Annotated in this window: 16 protein-coding genes and 4 pseudogenes; 8 read left to right on the top strand and 12 right to left on the bottom strand. The window is 68.7% G+C overall.

Translation table 11 applies throughout. The features are described from left to right. The coding region (locus ALLO2_RS21090; RefSeq protein WP_198031059.1) for a substrate-binding domain-containing protein at window positions 1-360 on the top strand (360 nt) is incomplete at its 5' end. A 205-nt stretch (window positions 361-565) separates the two neighbouring features. On the opposite strand, the gene ALLO2_RS21085 is transcribed toward ALLO2_RS21090, so the two are convergent. The 4 genes and pseudogenes from ALLO2_RS21085 to ALLO2_RS28455 all read right to left on the bottom strand — a co-directional run. After that, window positions 566-1,393 carry an SDR family NAD(P)-dependent oxidoreductase gene (locus ALLO2_RS21085; protein WP_011436580.1) on the bottom strand — a complete coding sequence of 276 codons (828 nt, stop codon included), beginning with the start codon at window positions 1,391-1,393 and terminating at the stop codon, window positions 566-568. A 1,068-nt stretch (window positions 1,394-2,461) separates the two neighbouring features. Beyond that, window positions 2,462-3,439, bottom strand: coding sequence for a class I SAM-dependent methyltransferase (locus tag ALLO2_RS21080; protein WP_035734362.1), 978 nt, complete (start codon window positions 3,437-3,439; stop codon window positions 2,462-2,464). A gap of 129 nt (window positions 3,440-3,568) precedes the next feature. Continuing rightward, window positions 3,569-3,748: a hypothetical protein gene (locus ALLO2_RS27570; RefSeq protein ID WP_035913105.1), complete on the bottom strand. Its 180-nt coding sequence runs from the start codon at window positions 3,746-3,748 to the stop codon at window positions 3,569-3,571. Between the two features lie 56 nt (window positions 3,749-3,804). After that, window positions 3,805-3,963 (bottom strand): annotated as a pseudogene (locus ALLO2_RS28455) (phosphoenolpyruvate phosphomutase); the annotation flags it as partial. Window positions 3,964-4,450: 487 nt separating this feature from the next. On the opposite strand from ALLO2_RS28455, the gene ALLO2_RS21070 reads away from it, so the two are divergent. Continuing rightward, window positions 4,451-5,077: a hypothetical protein gene (locus ALLO2_RS21070; RefSeq protein WP_023842020.1), complete on the top strand. Its 627-nt coding sequence runs from the start codon at window positions 4,451-4,453 to the stop codon at window positions 5,075-5,077. Between the two features lie 169 nt (window positions 5,078-5,246). Here ALLO2_RS21070 and ALLO2_RS26695 read toward each other — a convergent pair whose 3' ends face one another. The 6 genes and pseudogenes from ALLO2_RS26695 to ALLO2_RS21050 form a co-directional block, all read right to left on the bottom strand. Beyond that, window positions 5,247-5,519 carry an inositol monophosphatase family protein gene (locus tag ALLO2_RS26695; protein WP_198031058.1) on the bottom strand — a complete coding sequence of 91 codons (273 nt, stop codon included), beginning with the start codon at window positions 5,517-5,519 and terminating at the stop codon, window positions 5,247-5,249. Then, window positions 5,500-6,090, bottom strand: a complete 591-nt coding sequence (locus ALLO2_RS21065) for an inositol monophosphatase family protein (protein ID WP_200875440.1) — start codon at window positions 6,088-6,090, stop codon at window positions 5,500-5,502. The genes ALLO2_RS26695 and ALLO2_RS21065 overlap by 20 nt, the downstream gene beginning before the upstream one ends. Next, window positions 6,087-6,980 (bottom strand): annotated as a pseudogene (locus tag ALLO2_RS28450) (alpha-D-ribose 1-methylphosphonate 5-triphosphate diphosphatase); the annotation flags it as partial. The pseudogene ALLO2_RS28450 and the gene ALLO2_RS21065, both read right to left, overlap by 4 nt. A gap of 47 nt (window positions 6,981-7,027) precedes the next feature. Continuing rightward, a pseudogene (locus ALLO2_RS28445) lies at window positions 7,028-7,856 on the bottom strand (PhnE/PtxC family ABC transporter permease); the annotation flags it as partial. A gap of 44 nt (window positions 7,857-7,900) precedes the next feature. Continuing rightward, window positions 7,901-8,662 (bottom strand): phosphonate ABC transporter ATP-binding protein, encoded by a 762-nt coding sequence (gene phnC / locus ALLO2_RS21055; RefSeq protein ID WP_011436575.1) that lies wholly within the window; start codon window positions 8,660-8,662, stop codon window positions 7,901-7,903. Further along, on the bottom strand, window positions 8,659-9,486 hold the full coding sequence (locus ALLO2_RS21050) for a phosphate/phosphite/phosphonate ABC transporter substrate-binding protein (RefSeq protein ID WP_011436574.1): 828 nt from the start codon (window positions 9,484-9,486) through the stop codon (window positions 8,659-8,661). Before ALLO2_RS21050 ends, phnC begins: the two co-directional genes overlap by 4 nt. Window positions 9,487-9,685: 199 nt before the next feature. Between ALLO2_RS21050 and ALLO2_RS23630 the strand changes: the two genes are divergently transcribed. From ALLO2_RS23630 to ALLO2_RS27560, 5 genes and pseudogenes are all read left to right on the top strand, one after another. After that, the gene (locus ALLO2_RS23630) at window positions 9,686-11,404 is read left to right on the top strand and encodes an ATP-binding protein (protein WP_051875490.1); all 1,719 of its coding nucleotides are present in this window, start codon (window positions 9,686-9,688) and stop codon (window positions 11,402-11,404) included. After that, window positions 11,401-11,904 (top strand): response regulator, encoded by a 504-nt coding sequence (locus ALLO2_RS21040; protein WP_011436572.1) that lies wholly within the window; start codon window positions 11,401-11,403, stop codon window positions 11,902-11,904. Before ALLO2_RS23630 ends, ALLO2_RS21040 begins: the two co-directional genes overlap by 4 nt. Window positions 11,905-11,969: 65 nt before the next feature. Then, a complete protein-coding gene (locus ALLO2_RS21035; protein ID WP_011436571.1) occupies window positions 11,970-13,982 on the top strand; it encodes a hybrid sensor histidine kinase/response regulator in 2,013 nt (670 codons plus the stop codon). A gap of 492 nt (window positions 13,983-14,474) precedes the next feature. After that, window positions 14,475-14,861 (top strand): annotated as a pseudogene (locus ALLO2_RS28440) (helix-turn-helix domain-containing protein); the annotation flags it as partial. A gap of 64 nt (window positions 14,862-14,925) precedes the next feature. Then, on the top strand, window positions 14,926-15,411 hold the full coding sequence (locus ALLO2_RS27560; protein ID WP_023842014.1) for a transposase: 486 nt from the start codon (window positions 14,926-14,928) through the stop codon (window positions 15,409-15,411). A 305-nt stretch (window positions 15,412-15,716) separates the two neighbouring features. On the opposite strand, the gene ALLO2_RS21025 is transcribed toward ALLO2_RS27560, so the two are convergent. Beyond that, window positions 15,717-16,001 carry a hypothetical protein gene (locus tag ALLO2_RS21025; RefSeq protein ID WP_035942073.1) on the bottom strand — a complete coding sequence of 95 codons (285 nt, stop codon included), beginning with the start codon at window positions 15,999-16,001 and terminating at the stop codon, window positions 15,717-15,719. A gap of 76 nt (window positions 16,002-16,077) precedes the next feature. Between ALLO2_RS21025 and ALLO2_RS21020 the strand changes: the two genes are divergently transcribed. Further along, window positions 16,078-16,269, top strand: a complete 192-nt coding sequence (locus ALLO2_RS21020) for a hypothetical protein (protein ID WP_023842013.1) — start codon at window positions 16,078-16,080, stop codon at window positions 16,267-16,269. 19 nt (window positions 16,270-16,288) lie between these two features. On the opposite strand, the gene ALLO2_RS21015 is transcribed toward ALLO2_RS21020, so the two are convergent. Then, complete coding sequence (locus ALLO2_RS21015) at window positions 16,289-17,008, bottom strand: O-methyltransferase (protein ID WP_011436568.1); 720 nt, start codon at window positions 17,006-17,008, stop codon at window positions 16,289-16,291. Window positions 17,009-18,272: the final 1,264 nt, after the last annotated feature.

The raw sequence follows: 18,272 nt of genomic DNA, 5'->3' as shown, positions 1-18,272 counted from the left end.
GGAGGTGAGCGGGCCATGGCTGAGCTGTTCTCGGTCGAGTCGCCGCCCACGGCGGTGTTCGTCGCGGACGACGAGATGGCGATGGGTGCGCTGCGGGCGTTGCGCCGTGCCAGGCTCCGCGTGCCGGAGGACATGTCTGTTATCGGCTTCGGCGGGCACGACAAGGCAGAGGNGTTCGAGCTGACGACGGTCGTCCAGCCGCTGGCCCGTCAGGGGAAGATCGCCGCCGAGTTGCTGCTCAGTCTCCTCGACGCTGTTCCGGATGCTTCCCAGAACCTGGACGCCTCGGAAGTGGTCGTGCTGCCCGTGAGCATCGAGATCCGTGACACGACGTGCCGCCCCGCGAGCGGAACAACATAACTCCGCCGGCTTATGCCGCCCGCGGTCCCATCGTCCAACCGACGATCTCAAACACCTTCTTATGGCGCGCTCGTCGTTATGCGGTGCCGTCGCGGATGGCTCCTTGTCGATGGCTATGTAGGAGAGTGGGGCCCGTAGCAGCCCCAGCGCGGCGATCCGCAGCCCGCGCGAGACGATGGACTCGCGGAACGCCGCAAGCAGCAGTTCAAGATCTGTCAGGGCCTCCTCGCCCGCGATGCCGGTCCGTCTCGAAGTCGTAGTGCCGCATGTCCGGGGCAGGGCCCTGGAGTGTCCAGCCCCCGTCGACGTGGAGGATCTCCCCGGTGACGAACGACGAGGCGTCCGACGCCAGGAACACCAGCGGGCCGATGTAGTCCTCGGGCGTCGCCATGCGGCCCAGCGGAATGACGGCGCTCCAGCTTCGATCGAAGTCGGGGTTGTCCTGCCAGTTGCGCTCCATACGCGTGGCCGTGGGCGCGATGGCGTTGACGCGCACACGCGGCGCGAGCCTCAGGGCGAGGTGGCGTGTCATCGCCTCCAGGCTGCCCTTTGATGCGGTGTAGACGGCGTGGTATCGGAGCATCAGGGTGTCGGCACAGGTTGAGATGTTGATGATAGATCCACCCCGCTCCCCCATTGCGGCCACCGCGGTTATGGTCGTCAGGAAGGCGCCCCGAAGGTTGGTGCTGATGGCGTCGCCCCAGTCCTCGAGAGTCGTCGCTTGTGCCGGGCCAAGACGGACATGCGCGACGTTGTTGACGAGCACATCGATGCTGCCAAGCTCGCAATGGGCCGTGTCGATCAACCGCTGCGCGTCCTCGGGGACGCCTACGTCAGCGCCGACCGCCACGGCGATGCCGCCTGCCTCCTGTATACGCCGGCACGTCTGCTCGGCGCCCGCGCGGTCGTTCTTGTAGTTGACGACCACGTTTGCGCCGGCCTGACCGAGGCCGGTCGCCAACGCACGGCCAATCCCCTTGCTGGAACTGGTGACGACGGCCACCTTGCCGTCGAGCGCACCTGCGGAGGTCATGCGTCTCCTCGGGGAGCGGACCGAGGGCTTGGGGAGCGCTGGGGCGTGGCGGACAAAGAGGGACCTCCCGAGTCGAGCAGGTGTGGCGGTGGCCACCGAGGGNTCCGTAAACGCCTACCGCCAGCTTGAGTGTAAGCCCTTGCAGAAGGCGGNGGAACTTGACGTAGGCTCCGGGCACGGTGATCCCGGTCGCCAGGCGGGCTGACCGGGTGGCGGGTCCCGGCGGCGGGTCCCGGTGGCTACGCCGGGGACTGATGGCGAGTCAGGGATGGGCGGCCAGCGACCCCGCGCGATCGTGTTGTGGGTGTAGCCGGTCTGTCTGCCGCGCCCACGCGCTCGAACCGGGCCGCCTGAGGGTTGACAGAGGGTGTCTCACTCGGAGTCCTCCTCATGCCAGGTGCGGCCGTCGCGTTCGATCAGCTCGGCCGCGCCGGCCGCGGCGCGCGACAATGCGCCCACAGGCACGCCGCACTCCAGACCACGAGGACATAAGACATCTCCGTGATCTACAAGCGGCGTGCCTGCTTTCGTGTCCGCGACACGTGGTCCAGCCGTGCCCGCGGTCCCCCATACCGCTCTACCAGGACCGATCACCCGAAACCGACAGAGCTGGCTAAACCGACCGAATCGCATCCTTGCAAGAGCCCTGGGGCCGCCGGAACCCCGGCCAACCCCTCAGGCGAACTAGATCCCAGCGACCGAGCTCGCATGGCAACTCTACTGCAAGCGCTTACGGAAACCGGACGTGTGTCGCTGAACACACGCCCAATGCGGACCGCATGGCCGCCGACCAGGGCTTCCCGCCGCGGATGAAGCGGAACAGCGGATCGCGATTTCTCGTAGGCCCGTGCCAGGGCTTCCGCATCAGATTCAGCCTCAGATTTGTTCACGGCACTCTCTTCCATAACGATTCCTCATATCATTCCGGCCCATTGATTCCGCGCCGTCCAAGCTAGAGTGCCAGGAACTCGGGTGGCGCTGGTTCAGCGGGTGAACACCCGGTGTCAGACCGCCGGCGGTGTTGCTCATGGACCTACCCCGGGCGCAGATGCTTCACGACCGGCCGACTTACTGGTCGTCCTCGGGAGGACGAACGGCCAGCAGGTAGCCGTAGCGGATCTCGGGTGAAGTCGTCCGGCTGGCTTTCACCGAGAATCCCGCCCGTGTCAGCAACCTTCTCCACTGCTCCCGAGTCCGCATGTACTCCCCGGAGCGCCGAAGGATCCGGTCGAGTATCTGTGCGTCCTTGAGCGCATNGCGGTAACAGTTCTGCTCCGCAGCATTGACTATCTTCCGATAGTAGACGTCGCAGACATCGTCGATGTCGTTCTGGCTCGATAGTGCCGAGGTGTCGAGAAATGTCTCGCCAAGGACCAGGCGGCCACCAGGGAAAAGCTCCCGGTAGCATTTTTCCAGGGCCCGAGAAATCTGGTCGTGGTCGACGTGATGCAACGACATGACCGCGATGATCGCATCGTACCGTGTGTCCGGTCTGTAGTCGAGGTAATCGGCGTGGACCAGTCGGGTCTCCTTCCTGCCCGGCCGGCTCAGTGGGACGCGCTCGAGCATCCGCACGCTGCTGTCGAGCAGGTCCAGACGCGCGACGAGCGGGAGCCTGGCCACGAGCGCGCCGTCGCCGCAACCGAGATCTAGGANGACGTCCGCTGGCTGAGGGTTTGCGGCCGTGATGCACGCTTCTAGCAGCTTGGAGTGTTGCCGCAACCCGGGCAGTTGGTAGCCGTCCCGCTCCCAGGCGTCGAAGAACGACTGGCCAGGGAGTTTGGCGGCCACGGCCCAGTCCAGTATGGCCCGATCAAGGCTGGGAATGTGACTTGCCACCGCGTCGAGTGTGTCGGCCAGCCGCGCGCGGTTGTACTCCCAGCTCGTCATCGGGCCCCGGGCCCGCCTTGCCACCTCCAAACCGTGCCAGGTGGAGGGCGGGACGTCGAGCCCGTCGTGCATGGCCGCCGCGTGTACGTCCTCCTCCAAGCGGCGTCGCAGTTCGGCGTCCGCACGATCGTTGGCATTGTCAGACACGTTCTCCATGGCCCTTCCTTCGATCGTCAACACACACTGTCGTCATGGGGTTGACCAGCCTGAGTGCCCGCACTCGGGCGGCGCTGGTTACGGCGAGTAAAACCGCCTGTCAGGCCACCGGCGGCATTGCTCATGGACCTACCCTGCGCGCCGGCGCTTCACCTCCTCGGCGAAGGCGATGTCAGCGGCGGTCACTTTGCCGTTTCCAATCATCTCGAGCACCTGGGCGACTGAGGCGAGCCGCGACTCGATGGCGGCGGAACCGGACTCGAGAATGCTGGGGAGAGCGGCATCCACCGCCGCGAAAACGACGCGCAAGATTCAGCACCGGACCACCGGTACAGAGTGGCCCGCCAGATCGCGTCCTCCTCGCCGGTTCCCGCGATCGGGGAGTCCACCCGGGCGATCAACATGAAGCCCTTGCCCTGGAGAACATCCTTCACCATCATAATTTTAGTGACGAACTCGTTTGCGTCGGCGAGCTCCTGACCGGGCGGGAAACTGTTCCTCTTAGGGAATGCCTTGTCCTCAATTCACACAGCGTAAACACCTGCGTGCTCGTACTCGCGGACGAGGTGGATCAGATTGTTGATATCACNGAACCCGATGTCACAGCCCGCGATGAGAGGTCGAGCCGGTGCGCTCCCACGCTGCTGATCGCGTTGACGACAGTGGTCTCACCGTCGTCGACGGCCACCCGGCACAGCTCGCGCAGTGGTGCCAGCAACCTGGTGGTCGTCTCGTGATGAACAAGGACCCGCAACCGGATCGCCGGATCCCTTCGCAACGCCGCGACCACAACCTTAGGGTTGACGTCAGTCGACGTCCGCTCCCCGCCGGGCTGGTGCTGGCCGTCTGCCACCGCTGCCTCCTGCCTCCTGCCTCCTGCGCGGATGCCGCCATCGGTATGCAAGCGCATACCGATCTTAATCGGCCTTAAGTCTACTTCGCCGTCCGCATCCCTGGAGGTAATGGTCGCCACACACGCGAGGCTTCCCTGAATCTGCAGGCTACAGGCACATGGCCGCGACTCCGCCTCACCCGATCGTGCGCATCGGATCACGCTTCCCCATGATCCAAAGTGGGTGCGACCTAGAAAACGCTTGCAGTAATCAAAATTCGATCAAGTTTACGATCATCGATCTGGGCCGCTTGACGGGTTCCGGCGGGTGCGCTGGGAACGAGAGGAACTTGGTCAACAGGTCCTATGAGAGCAACGTGTTGATCGGCGACCAGGAGATCAACGAAGACCATTGCGGCACGGACCTGTTGAACCGGCAGGCTGCGAGGATGGTGACGGCGTTGGGAGCGACCATGACCGGATCGACCGGGCCGAGCCGGTGGCCGCGCTGTCCCGTTCCAGGCCATCTGGTCCGGGTGATGACCGGCGACAGCGGCTTCTGCCCCCGCGGCGTACATGGCCGCGATCGGCTCGATCCGGTCGACGGCGTGGAGAAGACCCTGCCGGCGATCTCCCGGCGGCTGGTGGTCCAGAAACGGGTGTGGACGCTGGCCGCCGGGGATACGGGTCATCATCCGCAAGGAGCGGCCGCACCCCCGGCGGCGAGCTGGTCGCCGCCGACGACGAGGAGCGTCGCAGTGGACGGAGGACCGTCTGCCAATCGGGCCGGTCAAGGAGTTTCTTGAGCATCACCGGCTGATCGGCTCGTCGCCGAACACGGTCCGGTCGTATGCGCATGCGCCGGCGGGCTGTTGTCGTGCGTCACCTGCTGTCCGGCTCACCATCATGCCGGCGCAGGCAACCAGCGGCGGCGACGCGCCGTTCCCCGGGAAAAGGCCGGGTAACGCGAACGGATCAGTAGGAAGAGCCGCTGATCTCGTCCGCGAGCTGGTGCGCCAGCTCCGGGGTCGCCGCGATCACGCCGGACCATCGGCGGCTGAGGTCGGGGACGATCTCGACCGGGCGGCCGAAGGCGTCGATCACCGCGCCGCCCGCCGCCGGGACCAGCACGGACGCGGCGGCGATGTCCATGATGCGGTGCGTGTCCGAGCCGGCGTCCGCGAAGGCGTCCGTGGAGCCCTGCGCCACGAGGGCGGCCTCCAGGCAGCTACTGGACAGGATGCGCACCCGCGCGGCCCGGCGGCTTACCCGCAGCCACGCCGCCTCGTTCTTGGCCTGCGGCCGCAGGAGGCTGACCGCGGCGCCGTCGAGTGCGCGCCGGCCTGTTGTCCAGTAGGGCGACGGGAGGCCGACTTTCGCATGCCAGCCGCGGCCGGTGTCCAACCATACGTACGGTGAGGGCCTCGGTCGCCCTGCCGTCGACGGCGACCACGCCGGAGAAGGCCGACAACGGCACCTCCGCGACCGCGTTGGCGGTGCCGTCGACCGGATCGACCACGAGCGTGACCGCCGAACCGTTGTCGATGACACCGATCTCCTCGCTGATCAGGTTGACCCGCTGGGCGTTCACCACCTCCGCCACGGCGGTGTCGACCAGCAGGTCCAGACGCGTGGTGAGGGTGCCGTCGGCGCCCATGCCGACCTTCTCGGCGAGCTCCGCGCGCGTATACCGCTCGCGCGCATCGCGAAAGGCGCCCACCGCCGCGCGGGCGGCTGCGGCCAGCGCGGGATCCGTCCCGGCCGGAATCTCCGGCTCGGGAACCGGCCACCGGGTCACCGCCGCACCCCCGATTGTCACCAGACACCCCAGGATGACAACACGGACCGCACCACCGGCCACGGGCGGCGCGGCTCGACCAGCACAAAGTCAGCGCGCAGCCCCGGCTCGAGCCGACCGCGGTCGGGAAGTCCGGCGACCTCGGCCGGCCCGGCGGTCACCAGGCCGATGGCGGCCGGCAGGGTGGCGAGCCCCTGCTCGGCGAGCAGCATGGCGGCCGCGAGCAGACCGGAGGGCAGGTAGTCCGACACCAGCGCGGTCACCAGGCCGCGGCCGACCAGGTCACGGCCGGAGGCGTTGCCGTTGTGGGAACGTCCCCGCAGGATGTTCGGGGCGCCTATGACGACGGGAAGTCCGTGGGCGCGGGCGGCTTCCGCCGCTTCGATCGTGGTGGGGAACTCGGCGACCGCGCAGCCGCGGTCCCGCAGCTCGGCGATCTCGGCGGCCGAGCTGGGATCGTGCCCGAGCAGCCGGATTCGCGCCGAGCGCGCGGCGAGCCAGACCAGGGCCTCCTCGCGGATGTCGAGCCTGCCGTCCCGGTCGGCGATGAGCTGGTCGACATGCTCGCGAGCCTCCGCGTCGGACATGCCGCGGCTGCCCATCAAATAGCGCTCGTAGTGCTCGCGGACGGCGTACTGGCCCTGGCCCGGGGTGTGGTCCTCGTGGGAGACCAGGGCGCCGTCGGGAACCTGGTCCAACCGCCGCGCCAGCGCGGACAGCGCTTCCGGGCTGCGCACGTCGAGCCGGTACAGGATCCGGTGGTCGACGAGCCCGCCGGTATAAGCATCGATCGCCTCGCACGTCTTCTCCGCCTGGCCCACGCTGCGCGGGATGTCGTGGTGGGTGTCCTCGAAGGAGATGCCGTGGAACACGGTCGTCACGCCCGCGGCCCGCAGCTTGCCCTCGAAGGACAGCAGCGCGAACTCGATCGGCAGCTCGGCGCCCGGTCGGGGCAGCTGCTCGTTCTCGATCCCGTGGCGCGCAGCGCGTCCTCGACACCCGGGTCGACCTCTTCCACGGAGTCCGCGACGAGCTTGCCGAGCAGCCCGACAGCACCGACGCCCAGCGCGAGCACCCCGGCGACCGCACCGAGCCCGGTGATCACCACGAACACGATCGCCAGCACCAGATCGGGGATGCCCCGCACACACACGATCAGCAGCCGGTCGCGATGGCGCGGCCGAGCCCGTCGATACCCACGAAGCCGAGGACGACCGAGACCCGCAGGTTGATGTCCAGCCGGTGCAGCGCGGTCGCCACGAACGCGGGCAGCACCTGCGGCAGCACGCCGGCCACCAGCTCCCACGGCCCGCGCCGCCCGCGCGCATGGCCTCACGCGGGCCCTCGTCGATCTGCTCGACCGCGTCGGCGTAGAGCTTGCCGACCATGCCGACCGAATGCAGTCCCATCGCGAGAACCCCGGCCAGCGCGCCGAACCCGAACAGCCGAAAGAACACGGTCGCCAGCACCACGTCCGGCACCGCGCGGGCCGCGACGATCACTGTCCGCGCGCCGAACCGTGCACCGCGGTGCGGCGCCGTGTTCCCGGCAGCCAAGACCGCAAGCCCCGTGCTGAGCACCACCGACAGCAGCGTGGCGCAGATGACGATCGACATGGTCTGGCCGGTCAGGCGCAGCAGCTCCCCCGCGGTGGGGAAGTCCAGGGGGAGCATCCGGGCGGCGAAGTCGGCCGCGTTCCGCCCGCTGTCGATCAGCGTCGCGACGTTGATCGACAGCGCGGCGAAGGCCCACCCGGCCAGGCCGAGCAGCCCCAGCAGCGCGGCCATGCCCAGGACCGAATCGGTCCTGGGCCGGGCGAGGGTTCGCCCCGTCACGCGATGGCCCGCAGCGGGCCGGCTCGGTAGATCATGGCAACGGCCTGCTGGTGGTCAAGGTCGCCCGCAGCCTTGTCCAGCACGACCTGGCCCGAGCGCAACCCGACGATCCGGTCGGCCCACGACAGCGCCAGCTCGACCTGGTGCAGGCTGCACAGCACGGTCAGGTTCCGTTCGCTCGCGATTTCGCGGATCAGGCCCATCACCTGCGCCGAGGACTCCGGGTCCAGGGAGGCAACCGGCTCGTCCGCGAGCAGGATCTCCGGGCGTTGCATGAGTGCCCGCGCGACCGCGACCCGCTGCTGCTGCCCGCCCGACAGCGTGTCCGCGCGCTGGAACGCCTGTGACGCGAGCCCGACCCGTTCCAAGTGCTCCAGCGCCTCGAGTCGCACCGCCCGCGGATAGGTGACCAGACCCAGCCGCAGGCCACGCAGCCTGCCGAGCGCGCCGGTGCACACGTTCTCCAGCACCGAGAGGCTGTCGACCAGGTGAAACTGCTGGAACACGAAGCTGATCCGGCGACGCAGCTCCCGCAACCGCGCGCCCCGCGCCTGGCCGACGTCCGTGCCGAGCGCGATGACCCGGCCCGCGCTTGCCCCATGCAGGCCGTCGACGTGCCGCAGGAGCGTCGACTTGCCCGAACCGGACAGCCCCAGCAGGACGACCACCTCGCCGGGCTCGACGGTGAACGACACCTCGTCGAGGGCGAGCGTCTGGCCGAACCGCTTGGTCACCCCCTCGAAGCGGACGGCGCTCACTCCGCCGCCGTGCAGCTCTTGGCCTTCGTGACCTCGCAGACGTGCCGCACCGGGTCGAAGAAGGTGTCGGCGACCTTGACGAAACCCCAGTCGCCGGACTCGTCGACCATGCACTTACCGGGTGTGCAGAACCCATGGGACTCGAGGTAGTCGATGTTCATGTGCTCCTGGATCACTTTGGCGATCTTGTCCTTGAGCGCGGGATCGAGGTCGTCACTGATCGCGATCGGTGATCCGGGGATGAGGTCGGACTTCCACACCGTGGTCAGCTCGCCGGCCTTGAGCTGACCCTTCTCGATCAGCTTCTTGTCGACCATCGCGTCGTAGGCGAACCCGGCGTCGCACTGCCCCTTGGCCACGCCGAGCGCCGACGCATCGTGCGTGCCGGCCAGCACCGCGGTGATCTCGCTGTCGGGGTTCACCCCGGCGTCGATCAGCCCAGCCCGCGGATAGAGGTAGCCCGAGGTCGAGTTCGGGTCGACGAGGCAGACCTTCTTACCCTTGAAACCCGCGAGGTCGTGAATCGGCGAACCGGTCTTCACCACGCCGTAGGAGCGATAGCCCGGCGAACCACCTTTCTCCGCGAGCGCCGCGGCGACCGCCGTCGCCCGCACTCCGGAGGTGCGGGCGACCAGATAGGACAGTGCCCCGTACAGCGCGATATCGACCTTGCCGCTGCGCTGCCCCTCGATGACGGCGGCGTAGTCGGTTGCCCGCTGGAACCGGATCGTCTTCCCGGTTTCCTTCCGCAGCAAATCGATCGAGGACTGGTAGTCCTCCTGAAGTTTGGCGGACCTGCCCCCGACCACCGGCCCGCTGATCATGTCAGTCAGCCGGCGTCTCCTCGGCTGGGCGCTCTACCCGACCTCGCCCAGCGGGGCGATCCACCGTTCCCAAGACCTCCCCGGGGAGGTGGTCGCTGGTGGATGGCGGCGTGAGGGCGGCGATCGCGGGTATCACGCAACGGTCATGACCTCTCACGAAGAGCGAATCTTTCGATCGTGTTCGGGCGCTAGGAGAGCCATGAACCCAGAGGGTCGCGGACCGGCCAAGCCGGTGCGGGTGGGTGCGGGCAGCGGGACACCGGCCTGGCCCGCCGGCGACGGTGCGCACGCGTCGCGACTTGAGACCGTCGCATCCTGGGCCGCCGTGTTCACGATCGTGATGGCCGCGGTCACGCTACTCGGTTGGACCCTGGACAACCACGTGCTCACGAGCATCAAACCCGTCTGGCCGTCGACGAAACCAAACGGAGCCGTCTGCGGTCTGCTGCTCGGGTTCTCGCTGTGGAGCCGACTCGGCCGGCGGCGAACCGCCGTCCGGGCGGCGGGACAGGGGGCCGCCGCCCTTGCACTGGCGATCTCCGGACTCTCTCTCGTCGAGTCGGCCGTGGATCGGAATTTCGGCATAGACGAACTTCTCTTCATCGACCAGGCCACAGCCTCGCAGTCTCATCCGGGGCGGATCGTGCCTTTCGGCGCGGCCATTCTGGCGCTGTTGTCGCNCNCCCTGCTACTNTTCGATNCCCGCCGGTGGCGAGGAAGGTACGTGGCCCAGGCCCTGGTCTGCGTCGCGGGGTTCATCTCCTTTACGGTGCTGCTGAGCTATCTGTACGGGGTCGATTTCACTTCCGGTTACACGAGGGTCGCCGTCCCGGCGGCGGTCGCCACGCTGGTGCTGTCGGTCGGAGCGACGCTGGCGCGGTTGGGTTATACCCCGCTGGCGATCCTGGCGAGTTCCGGGGCCGGCGGGGGCGTCGCCCGCCAGTTGCTGCCGGCCACGGTCATCGTCCCGGTCCTTGTCGGGACGACCGCGGTGGCGCTGTGGCGGCTCGGGTTCTACGGCGTCGCGTTCCGGGGTGCCCTGGTGGTCTCCTATACCGTGGTCATGCTGCTGGCGGTCACCGTCGGGATCTGCCGGCGGCTGGATCATGCCGATGCCGAAAGACTGCGCGTCTCCGCCGATCTGGCCGCGGCCAACGAGCGGTTGGCGGGGACGAACGCCCGGTTGGCGGAGGCGAACACGCGCCTCGTCGAGGCCAACAAGCGGATGCACGAGGCCATCGACGAGCTCGGCAGTTTCACCTACAGCGTCTCCCACGACCTGCGGGCGCCACTGCGGTCGATGAGCGGTTTCTCCCGAATCCTGATGGACGAGTACGCCGAGGACATGCCCGAGCAGGCCCGCGGCTATCTCGACCGGGTGCAACGCAGCTCCGACCGGATGGGCGCGTTGATCGACGACCTGCTCGCCTTCTCCCGCCTGGGCAGGCAGCCCATGAGTAAGCGGGAGGTGGACCCGGCGGCGATCGTGTCCGCGGTGCTGGCGGAGCAAGAGGGCGACCGCGCCGGCCGCCCGGTGCGGATCACCGTCGGGGATCTTCCCCGTGGGGTGGCCGACCCGGTGCTGCTCAAGGTGGTCTACACCAACCTGCTGTCGAACGCGGTCAAGTTCACCCGGGGCCGTGACCCCGCCCGCATCGAGATCGGCAGCCGCCGCGAGAACGGGCGGGTGGTCTTCTACGTCGCCGACAACGGGGCCGGTTTCGATCCGCGGTATGCGGACAAGCTGTTCGGGGTGTTCCAGCGGCTGCACCGCTCGGAACAGTTCGAGGGAACGGGTGTCGGTCTCGCGCTGTGCCAGCGCGTCATCGCCCGCCATGGCGGGCGGATCTGGGCGGAGGCGGCGCAGGGGAAAGGCGCGACCTTCTTCTTCACTCTGAGCGAGGAGGTATCGGCGTGAACATCGAAAGACCGAACATTCTGCTGGTGGAGGATGATCCCGACGATATCGAACTTACCCTGCACGCGCTGCATACAAAGAACATCATGGCTTCGATCGAGGTTCTCCGGGACGGAGCCGAGGCGCTCGCCTTCCTCTTCCGTACCGGCCCCTACGCCGACCGGTCGCCGGACAGGGATCCGAAGGTCGTTCTACTCGATCTCAAGCTGCCGAAGGTCGACGGCCTGGAGGTCCTGCAACGACTGAAAGGCGACCCGGCCCTTCGGACCGTGCCGGTGGTGATGCTGACTTCCTCCCACGAGGAACGGGACATCGTGGCCAGCTACGATCTCGGCGTCAACAGCTACATCGTCAAACCGGTCGACTTCGGCCAGTTCACCGAGGCGGTGCGGACGGCGGGAATGTACTGGCTGCTGCTCAACCGGCAGTCCACCCAGAACACCCAGAGCGATGCCGATTCCGGTGCCAATGCCGATGCCTCNCCCGCCGCGGAAGGGTGAAGCGGCAGCTGGCTGAGCGGCGGCCGGAGATGTAGGTGGTGGCGGGCTGGGTGACGGCCGGCTAGATGACGGCGAGACAGGTGCGCATGATGCCACGCATTCACGTCCTCATGATCGAGGACAGCGACGACGATGCCGTGCTCGTCATCGAACGACTGCGACGCGGCGGTTTCGAGGTGACCTCCGATCGGGTGGAGGACTCCGAGGCGGCCGCGTCGGTTCTCCGTACCCGGCCTCCGGACCTGGTGATCTGCGATTACCACATGCCGGCGTTCGGCGCCGAGGCGGCCCTGATGCAGCTGCGCGCCAGCGGCCTCGATATCCCGTTCATCGTCGTCTCCGGCCAGGTCGGCGAGGAGACGGCGGCGGCACTCATGCGGGCCGGCGCGCACGACTTCCTGCTCAAGGATCGCATGAGCCGACTCGTCCCCGCGGTGCAGCGCGAACTGCGGGAGGCCGACGACCGGCAGAGACGACGGCAGGCCGAGGCCGCCCTACGACGCAGCGAGGAGCGGTTCCGGCTGCTCGCCGAGCAGGCGACGGACGTCCTCTTCCGCTGCCGGCTGTGCCCGCGGGCCGAGGTCGAGTACGTCAGCCCGGCGATCAGGATGATCACCGGCTACCCGCCCGAGGACCTGTGCGGCCGCCCCGACACCCTGTTCTCGCTGGTCGACGAGGAGGACCGGCCCACCCTCAAGGGCTCGTGGCGCACGGCGAACCCCGAACCGCTGCGGGTCCGTTGGCACCCGCGAGAGGGCGTCGAGGTCTGGACGGAGCAACGCGTGGTCGGCGTCCACGACGACCAGGGCCACCTCGTCGCGGTGCAGGGCATCCTGCGTGACGTGACCGAGCAGGTCCATGCCGACGAGGAACGGGAGCGGCTGCGACGCCAGCTGGATCAGACCGAGCGGCTGGAGTCCCTCGGCCGGCTCGCGGGCGGCGTGGCGCACGACTTCAACAACCTGCTCGGCGTGATCACCGGCTATGCGGAGATCGTCCTCGACACCCTTCCCGACGACGACCCGTGCCGGGCCGACATGGACGAGATCAGCCGTGCCGCCGACCAGGCCGCCGGACTGACCCGTCAACTGCTCACCTTCAGCCGGCAGGAGTCGTCGAAGCCGGAGACCCTCGACCTCAACGCGGTGGTCGAGGGGACGCGGAACCTGCTGCGACGCACCATCGGCGAGGACATCGAGATCGTCACCCTCCTCGATCCCGATCTCCACCCCGTCACGATCGACCCGAGCAAGATCCAACAGGTGGTGATGAACCTGGTCGTCAACTCCCGTGCGGCCATGCCCGACGGCGGCCGCCTCACCCTCAGCACGGCGAACCTGGACCGGGACCGGGGCCCGTCTCCCGCGGACCGCCCGGCCGCGCACGGGCGGCCGTCGCCGGAAGAACGCCCGAAGCGCGGCTGGGCCTGCCTGGCGGTCGCCGACACCGGGTGCGGCATGAGCCCGGAGGTGATCCGTCGCGCCGTCGAACCCTTCTTCACCACCAAGGGACCCGGTGAGGGGACGGGACTCGGCCTCGCCACCGTCTACGGGGTGGTCAAGGCGGCCGGCGGCGAGGTCGACATCGAGTCCGAGGTCGGGAAGGGGACGACCATCCGGATCCTGCTGCCCGCCACGGCGAGGAGCGGGCCCGCTCCCGTCGACACCACCCGGGACGACACCACCCGGGACGACGCCACCCGCGGGCAGGGGAAGACGATCCTCGTCGTCGAGGACGACGCGGCCGTGCGCGCCGTCACCACGCGCATCCTCGTACGGTCCGGCTACCTCGTCCACGAGGCGGGTTCCCCGGCCGAGGCCCTCGACCGGTTCGGTCCCGGGACGACGCGGATCGACGCCCTGCTCACCGACGCGATCATGCCCGGCATGACGGGCTACCAGCTCATCGAACAGTTCCGTCGGACCCGCCCCGAGCTGCCGGTCATGCTGATGTCGGGCTACGCCGCCGGCGCCGAGAAGTCCGTGGCCGGCTTCCCGCCCGGCGTCGCCCACCTCCAGAAGCCGTTCACCGCCCGCGCCCTTCTCGACAGCCTGGAACGAACCCTGCACCCACGCTGACCGGCGGTGCAGATGGTGCGGCCGTGCCGGCGCACCACGGGCAGCACGAGATCAACTTTTCCGGGTGGCCGAGGACCGTGGCGTGGACGGTGACCCGGACCCCGTGCCCGTCGCAGCCCTTGCAGATCTGAGCCCGCGCTGTCACCGGTCGAGGCCGTGACCGCACGGGACCGAATCGCGGCGAGGATCTGATCCCAGATCGTGGCGGGCAGGCGGATCTCCCGAAGCCCCAGATAGTGGGCGTCGCCGTTAGTTCGTCGGTTATCGGCGGTGGCGGGTAGGTAGAGGCCGGCGGCAAGGTCGAGGGCGGCTTCGGCGGTGCCGGTCGGGGATCCGTCGGCCAGTATGGAGTCGGCGTAGTCGTTGTGGCTGGCTCGCCAGATGGCGAAGCCCCAGTTGTTGGCGTAGCCGACGTAGCGCAGCCGGCACAGTGGCTGGGCGTCGCCGTCGGGATCGGTCGCGGTGACGTAGACGAACGGGCCGCGGTAGCGGGTGGACAGCGCGGTGATCCTGGGCCACCTGCCGGTGGCGTGCTCGACCAGCCGCTGCCGCAGGGAGATCTTCGTCGATTCTGGGATACCGGCCACAGCCCTGATTGTGGCCGGGGGTGTCGGCGGGTTGCCTGTGGGCGGGGCCGGGGCGGTGGGCCGGTGTGACCTGCCCGCTAGGACATCGGGAGTGTCTCGCCGTGCCACCGCGATCATTCTGACGGACGACGTCCGCGCCGAGCTGGCCCGCCGTGTCCGGTCGGCGACCGTGCTCCGCCGTGCCTGGCTGCGCGCGAGGATCGTGCTCGCGGCGGCCGGTGGAGCGGGCAACGCGGCGATCGCCGCTCAGCTTGATGTCTGCGAGGACACCGTCAGCAAGTGGCGGGGCCGGTTCGCCCGCGAGGGCCTGGCGGGGTTGGCTGACCGGCGCCGCTCGGGCCGGCCACGGTCCGCGGGTGGAGTTCGAGTACGAACGCGGCGGGACGGTGGCCTACTTCGCCGCCTACGACGTCCAGCGCGCCCAGGTCATCGGCCGGATCGAGGACACCACCGGGATCGTCCCTTTCGGCCGGCTCGCCGCCCAGGTCATGAACAGCGAGCCGTACGCCTCGGCGCGGCGGGTGTTCTGGATCGTCGACAACGGCTCGTCCCACCGGGGCCAAGCCTCCATCGACCGGATGCGCGCAGCCCACCCGACCGCGACGCTGGTCCACCTGCCGGTCCACGCGTCCTGGCTCAACCAGGTAGAGGTGTACTTCTCGATCCTGCAGCGCAAGGCGATCGAGCGTGGCGACCTCGCCGACTTCGCCGACCTCGACGCGCTCGCCGCCCGCGTCATGGGCTTCCAAACGCTCTACAACCAGACCGCGACCCGGTTCGACTGGAAGTACACCCGTGCGGACCTGCTGAAGACCGCCAGCCGCCTCAACCTCGCCGCATAACCGACGAACTTGCAGCGACACCCACTAGGACTCCAGGTGACGATGTCTATGCGTGTTGTGTATGCCTGCCATCGGTCTCTGGCATAGCCACATCAGTCCTGAAGGACCGACGCTCGTGATGTCCAGACCTGGGCGTGTCGTCGTCGGCGGCTTCCTGACCGCCGCCCGGGTCCAGGAGCCGCAAGCGCCGGATTGGCCAACCAACGTGACTTCCGGCTGTCACAGTTGGACTGGTGCTGTCACAGCCTAGCTGCAAAGAGTAACGACTCATCGCAGATCGTTCNCGCCGCGTCCAGAGCCCGGTATCACTGACCGCCCTCGCCGAACGGCTCCTGCGCCCCGAGACGGTCACGGCCGCTCTCCCGGCCGAGGCCGCGGCCAGTCTCGCCGACGGCCTGCCCGGGACGGCACTGCTGCACGCCCGGCTGGCGGCCGTCCACCCTGATTTCGCCACAGCCGCGGCGAACCACTGGACCCACGCAGCCCGCCAGACCCCGCGAGGCGCCCACCCCACTGGCGTGTACCACGCCGGCGCTGGCCTGGCCGCTTCGCTGATCATCGCCGGGTACCACCGCACCGCCCTCACCCATCGGCCGGTGAGCACTCCATGGCACGTCTACGACGTCATCAGCGGCCTCAGCGGACCGTCACCCAGACGCTGTCACCGTGCACCCCTCCGGCGCGTTCGACCCCACGCGCCGTTTCGGCTTCGCCCACCTCGCCGGGAACGCGGCCACCGTCCGGCCCGGCTTCCTCACTGGCGCTGCCGGAACGGCGCTCGCTCTCGCCGAGTACGCCGGGTGCCCCATGCCCGAGGACCTGCGCACGACTTGGGACGCCCTGCTGCTCTTGTCCTGACCCTGCCCGGCCGAGGCGGTCAAACCGCGGCGGGTACCTGCTCGGCCACCCGGACGAGAACCCGACTGTCGCGCTTGTCGACCGCAAGCAGCACACCTGGCATCTCCGGAGGGACGGCGTCAGCCGGATATGCCTCGATCCACAGCCGGACGCCCTGCCCACCGTCACGGTCCCAGTCGCGGACCCGCTCGGCGAGCCGGGACGCCAGCTCGCCGCCCCGCGGGCCGTAGCCGCAGGCACCGATCTCGTAGCTGGGCATCTTCGCATCGCCGGTAGGACTCGGCCGCGTCGTGAGATAGGCCAGAGTCCCGCCCTCAACAATCCCCATGCTTCCCCACGGTCCCTTCGGCGCCATCAGTCGGCCGTCATCGACCGCAGCCCGCGACACTAGGAGCCGGCAGAAGCCCTCCAGCGTGGCCAGCCAGAAATCGAGATGCTCTGTCCAGCCCCACGGGACGGCGACCCCGGTCCAGCACGCCGCCACAGGGTGATCCAACGCGCCCCGCAACGCCGAGGCATCCACCGGGCGATCGTCATCGAGCCGAATTGTCAGGTCCGGGCCGGCACCGACCCGGATGTTCTGCTCGCGAACGGCACCGAGAGCACGCATCGGCATGAACCCGTCCTCCACGACCGACCGGCTCCGTAGAACCGCTCCGGCCCGCTCGAACACGACCGTTCGAGTCAGCCCGAGGATCCGCAGCGGCACCACCAGACGCCCGTCCTCGGCCAGCTGCACCCACCAAGCTCGCGGGATATCCCAGGCACCCGCTTATCCGGATTTTGATCTTGAAATTTTGGGTGGGATTGGTGGCATTCCGAGTGGTGCTGGTTTGGAGGTGTTGCGGGCTGCGCGGTCCAGGCCGGCGAGCTTGCGCTGTGCGGCTTCGAGGCTGGTCTTGAGGCCCTCGACTTCGCCCTGCCAGCCNTTGGCTTTGGCTTCCTCGATGCGTTCGCCGAGGTTGCGGATGATCTGTTCGAGGCGGGTGCGTTGGCGGGGGNCGACGCGGNGCATGGGGCAGCGGACGCAGGCGTGTTCGTGGATGCAGGGGGTGCCGTAGGGGCGTCCGCAGTCGCCGAGTTCGAGGCCGTTGTGGCGCGGCGCTGTTTGACGACTCCCGCGGTGTCGCTCTTGCGCACCGGGCTGGGGAACGCCCAAGGCGCCCAGGAAGGGTCCGACAGTGCCCATTCGGCGATGTCGAGGTAGAAGGCGCGGACCGTGATCAGGGTGTCGATGTGTCGTTGCCGGGTCGGGCGGCTGCCGCCGTTCTGGGGAAAACGCAGCCGTTCCTTCCAGGGATCCGTGACCTCGCGTGGCAGATTGAGGGTGTCGATGCCGGGGTGATGGCGTTCGAGGTCGGCCCAGAACGCCCCGGCGAGACGGCCGACGAGCATGCGGAAGGTGCTGTAGTCGAGCGCGGGACGCCGCTCGTCGAGGTAGCGGATCAGCAACTCGCGGATCTGCCGGTCGGCGATGCCGTGGCGGTCCACGAGTTCGGCGGTGCTCTGCGGGCCGGTGCGCATGGCGGCGTGCAGCGTGGAGTGCGGTGGGAAGACGCCCAGGTCGACCATCATCTGCCAGGCCAGGTGGGAACCGTCACGCGTCCGGCCGCGGCTGGGCGCCGTGGCTGACTGGAACGCGAGGAGGTCGCCTGTGGTCACCTCGTTCAGGCTGCCACCGGTATGGATCACGATCGCGGTCAGGACGTTCAGCGCCTTCCTGAGCACGTTCTCGGAATGGCCGCCACACGCCCGCGCGGCGTCGGCCGCGCAGGCGAACAACTCCGGGCTCACCAGGTCGCGGACGACCGCGAACGTCGTCGTCGGCCCGTAGGTGGTCAGGAACGGGTAGCTCGGCCGGACGAGCCTCATCCGCAGCAGACAGGCCAGCCCTCGGGTCAGCACCACGCGATGGCGTTCGCCGCAGGGCCTGTCGGGCTCGGGAATGGCGGCTGACCAGGTCGCCCACCTGGGACCGAGCATCGCCTCGGCATGCTCCCACC

The sequence above is a fragment of the Frankia sp. Allo2 genome, from assembly GCF_000733325.1.
GTDB classification, from domain to species: Bacteria; Actinomycetota; Actinomycetes; order Frankiales; family Frankiaceae; genus Frankia; species Frankia casuarinae.
The sequence above is the reverse complement of the archived record's forward strand: the minus strand, read 5'-3'. Positions and strand labels throughout refer to the sequence as shown.

What these genes read in the sequence shown, in the direction of transcription:
- ALLO2_RS21070 (WP_023842020.1), top strand. Translation starts at nt 4,451, where the DNA reads ATGGCCGCGACTCCGCCTCACCCGATCGTGCGCATCGGATCACGCTTC.
- ALLO2_RS21035 (WP_011436571.1), top strand. Translation starts at nt 11,970, where the DNA reads ATGACGGCGAGACAGGTGCGCATGATGCCACGCATTCACGTCCTCATG.
- ALLO2_RS21025 (WP_035942073.1), bottom strand. Translation starts at nt 16,001, where the DNA reads ATGGGTGAGGGCGGTGCGGTGGTACCCGGCGATGATCAGCGAAGCGGC.
- ALLO2_RS21050 (WP_011436574.1), bottom strand. Translation starts at nt 9,486, where the DNA reads ATGATCAGCGGGCCGGTGGTCGGGGGCAGGTCCGCCAAACTTCAGGAG.
- ALLO2_RS21085 (WP_011436580.1), bottom strand. Translation starts at nt 1,393, where the DNA reads ATGACCTCCGCAGGTGCGCTCGACGGCAAGGTGGCCGTCGTCACCAGT.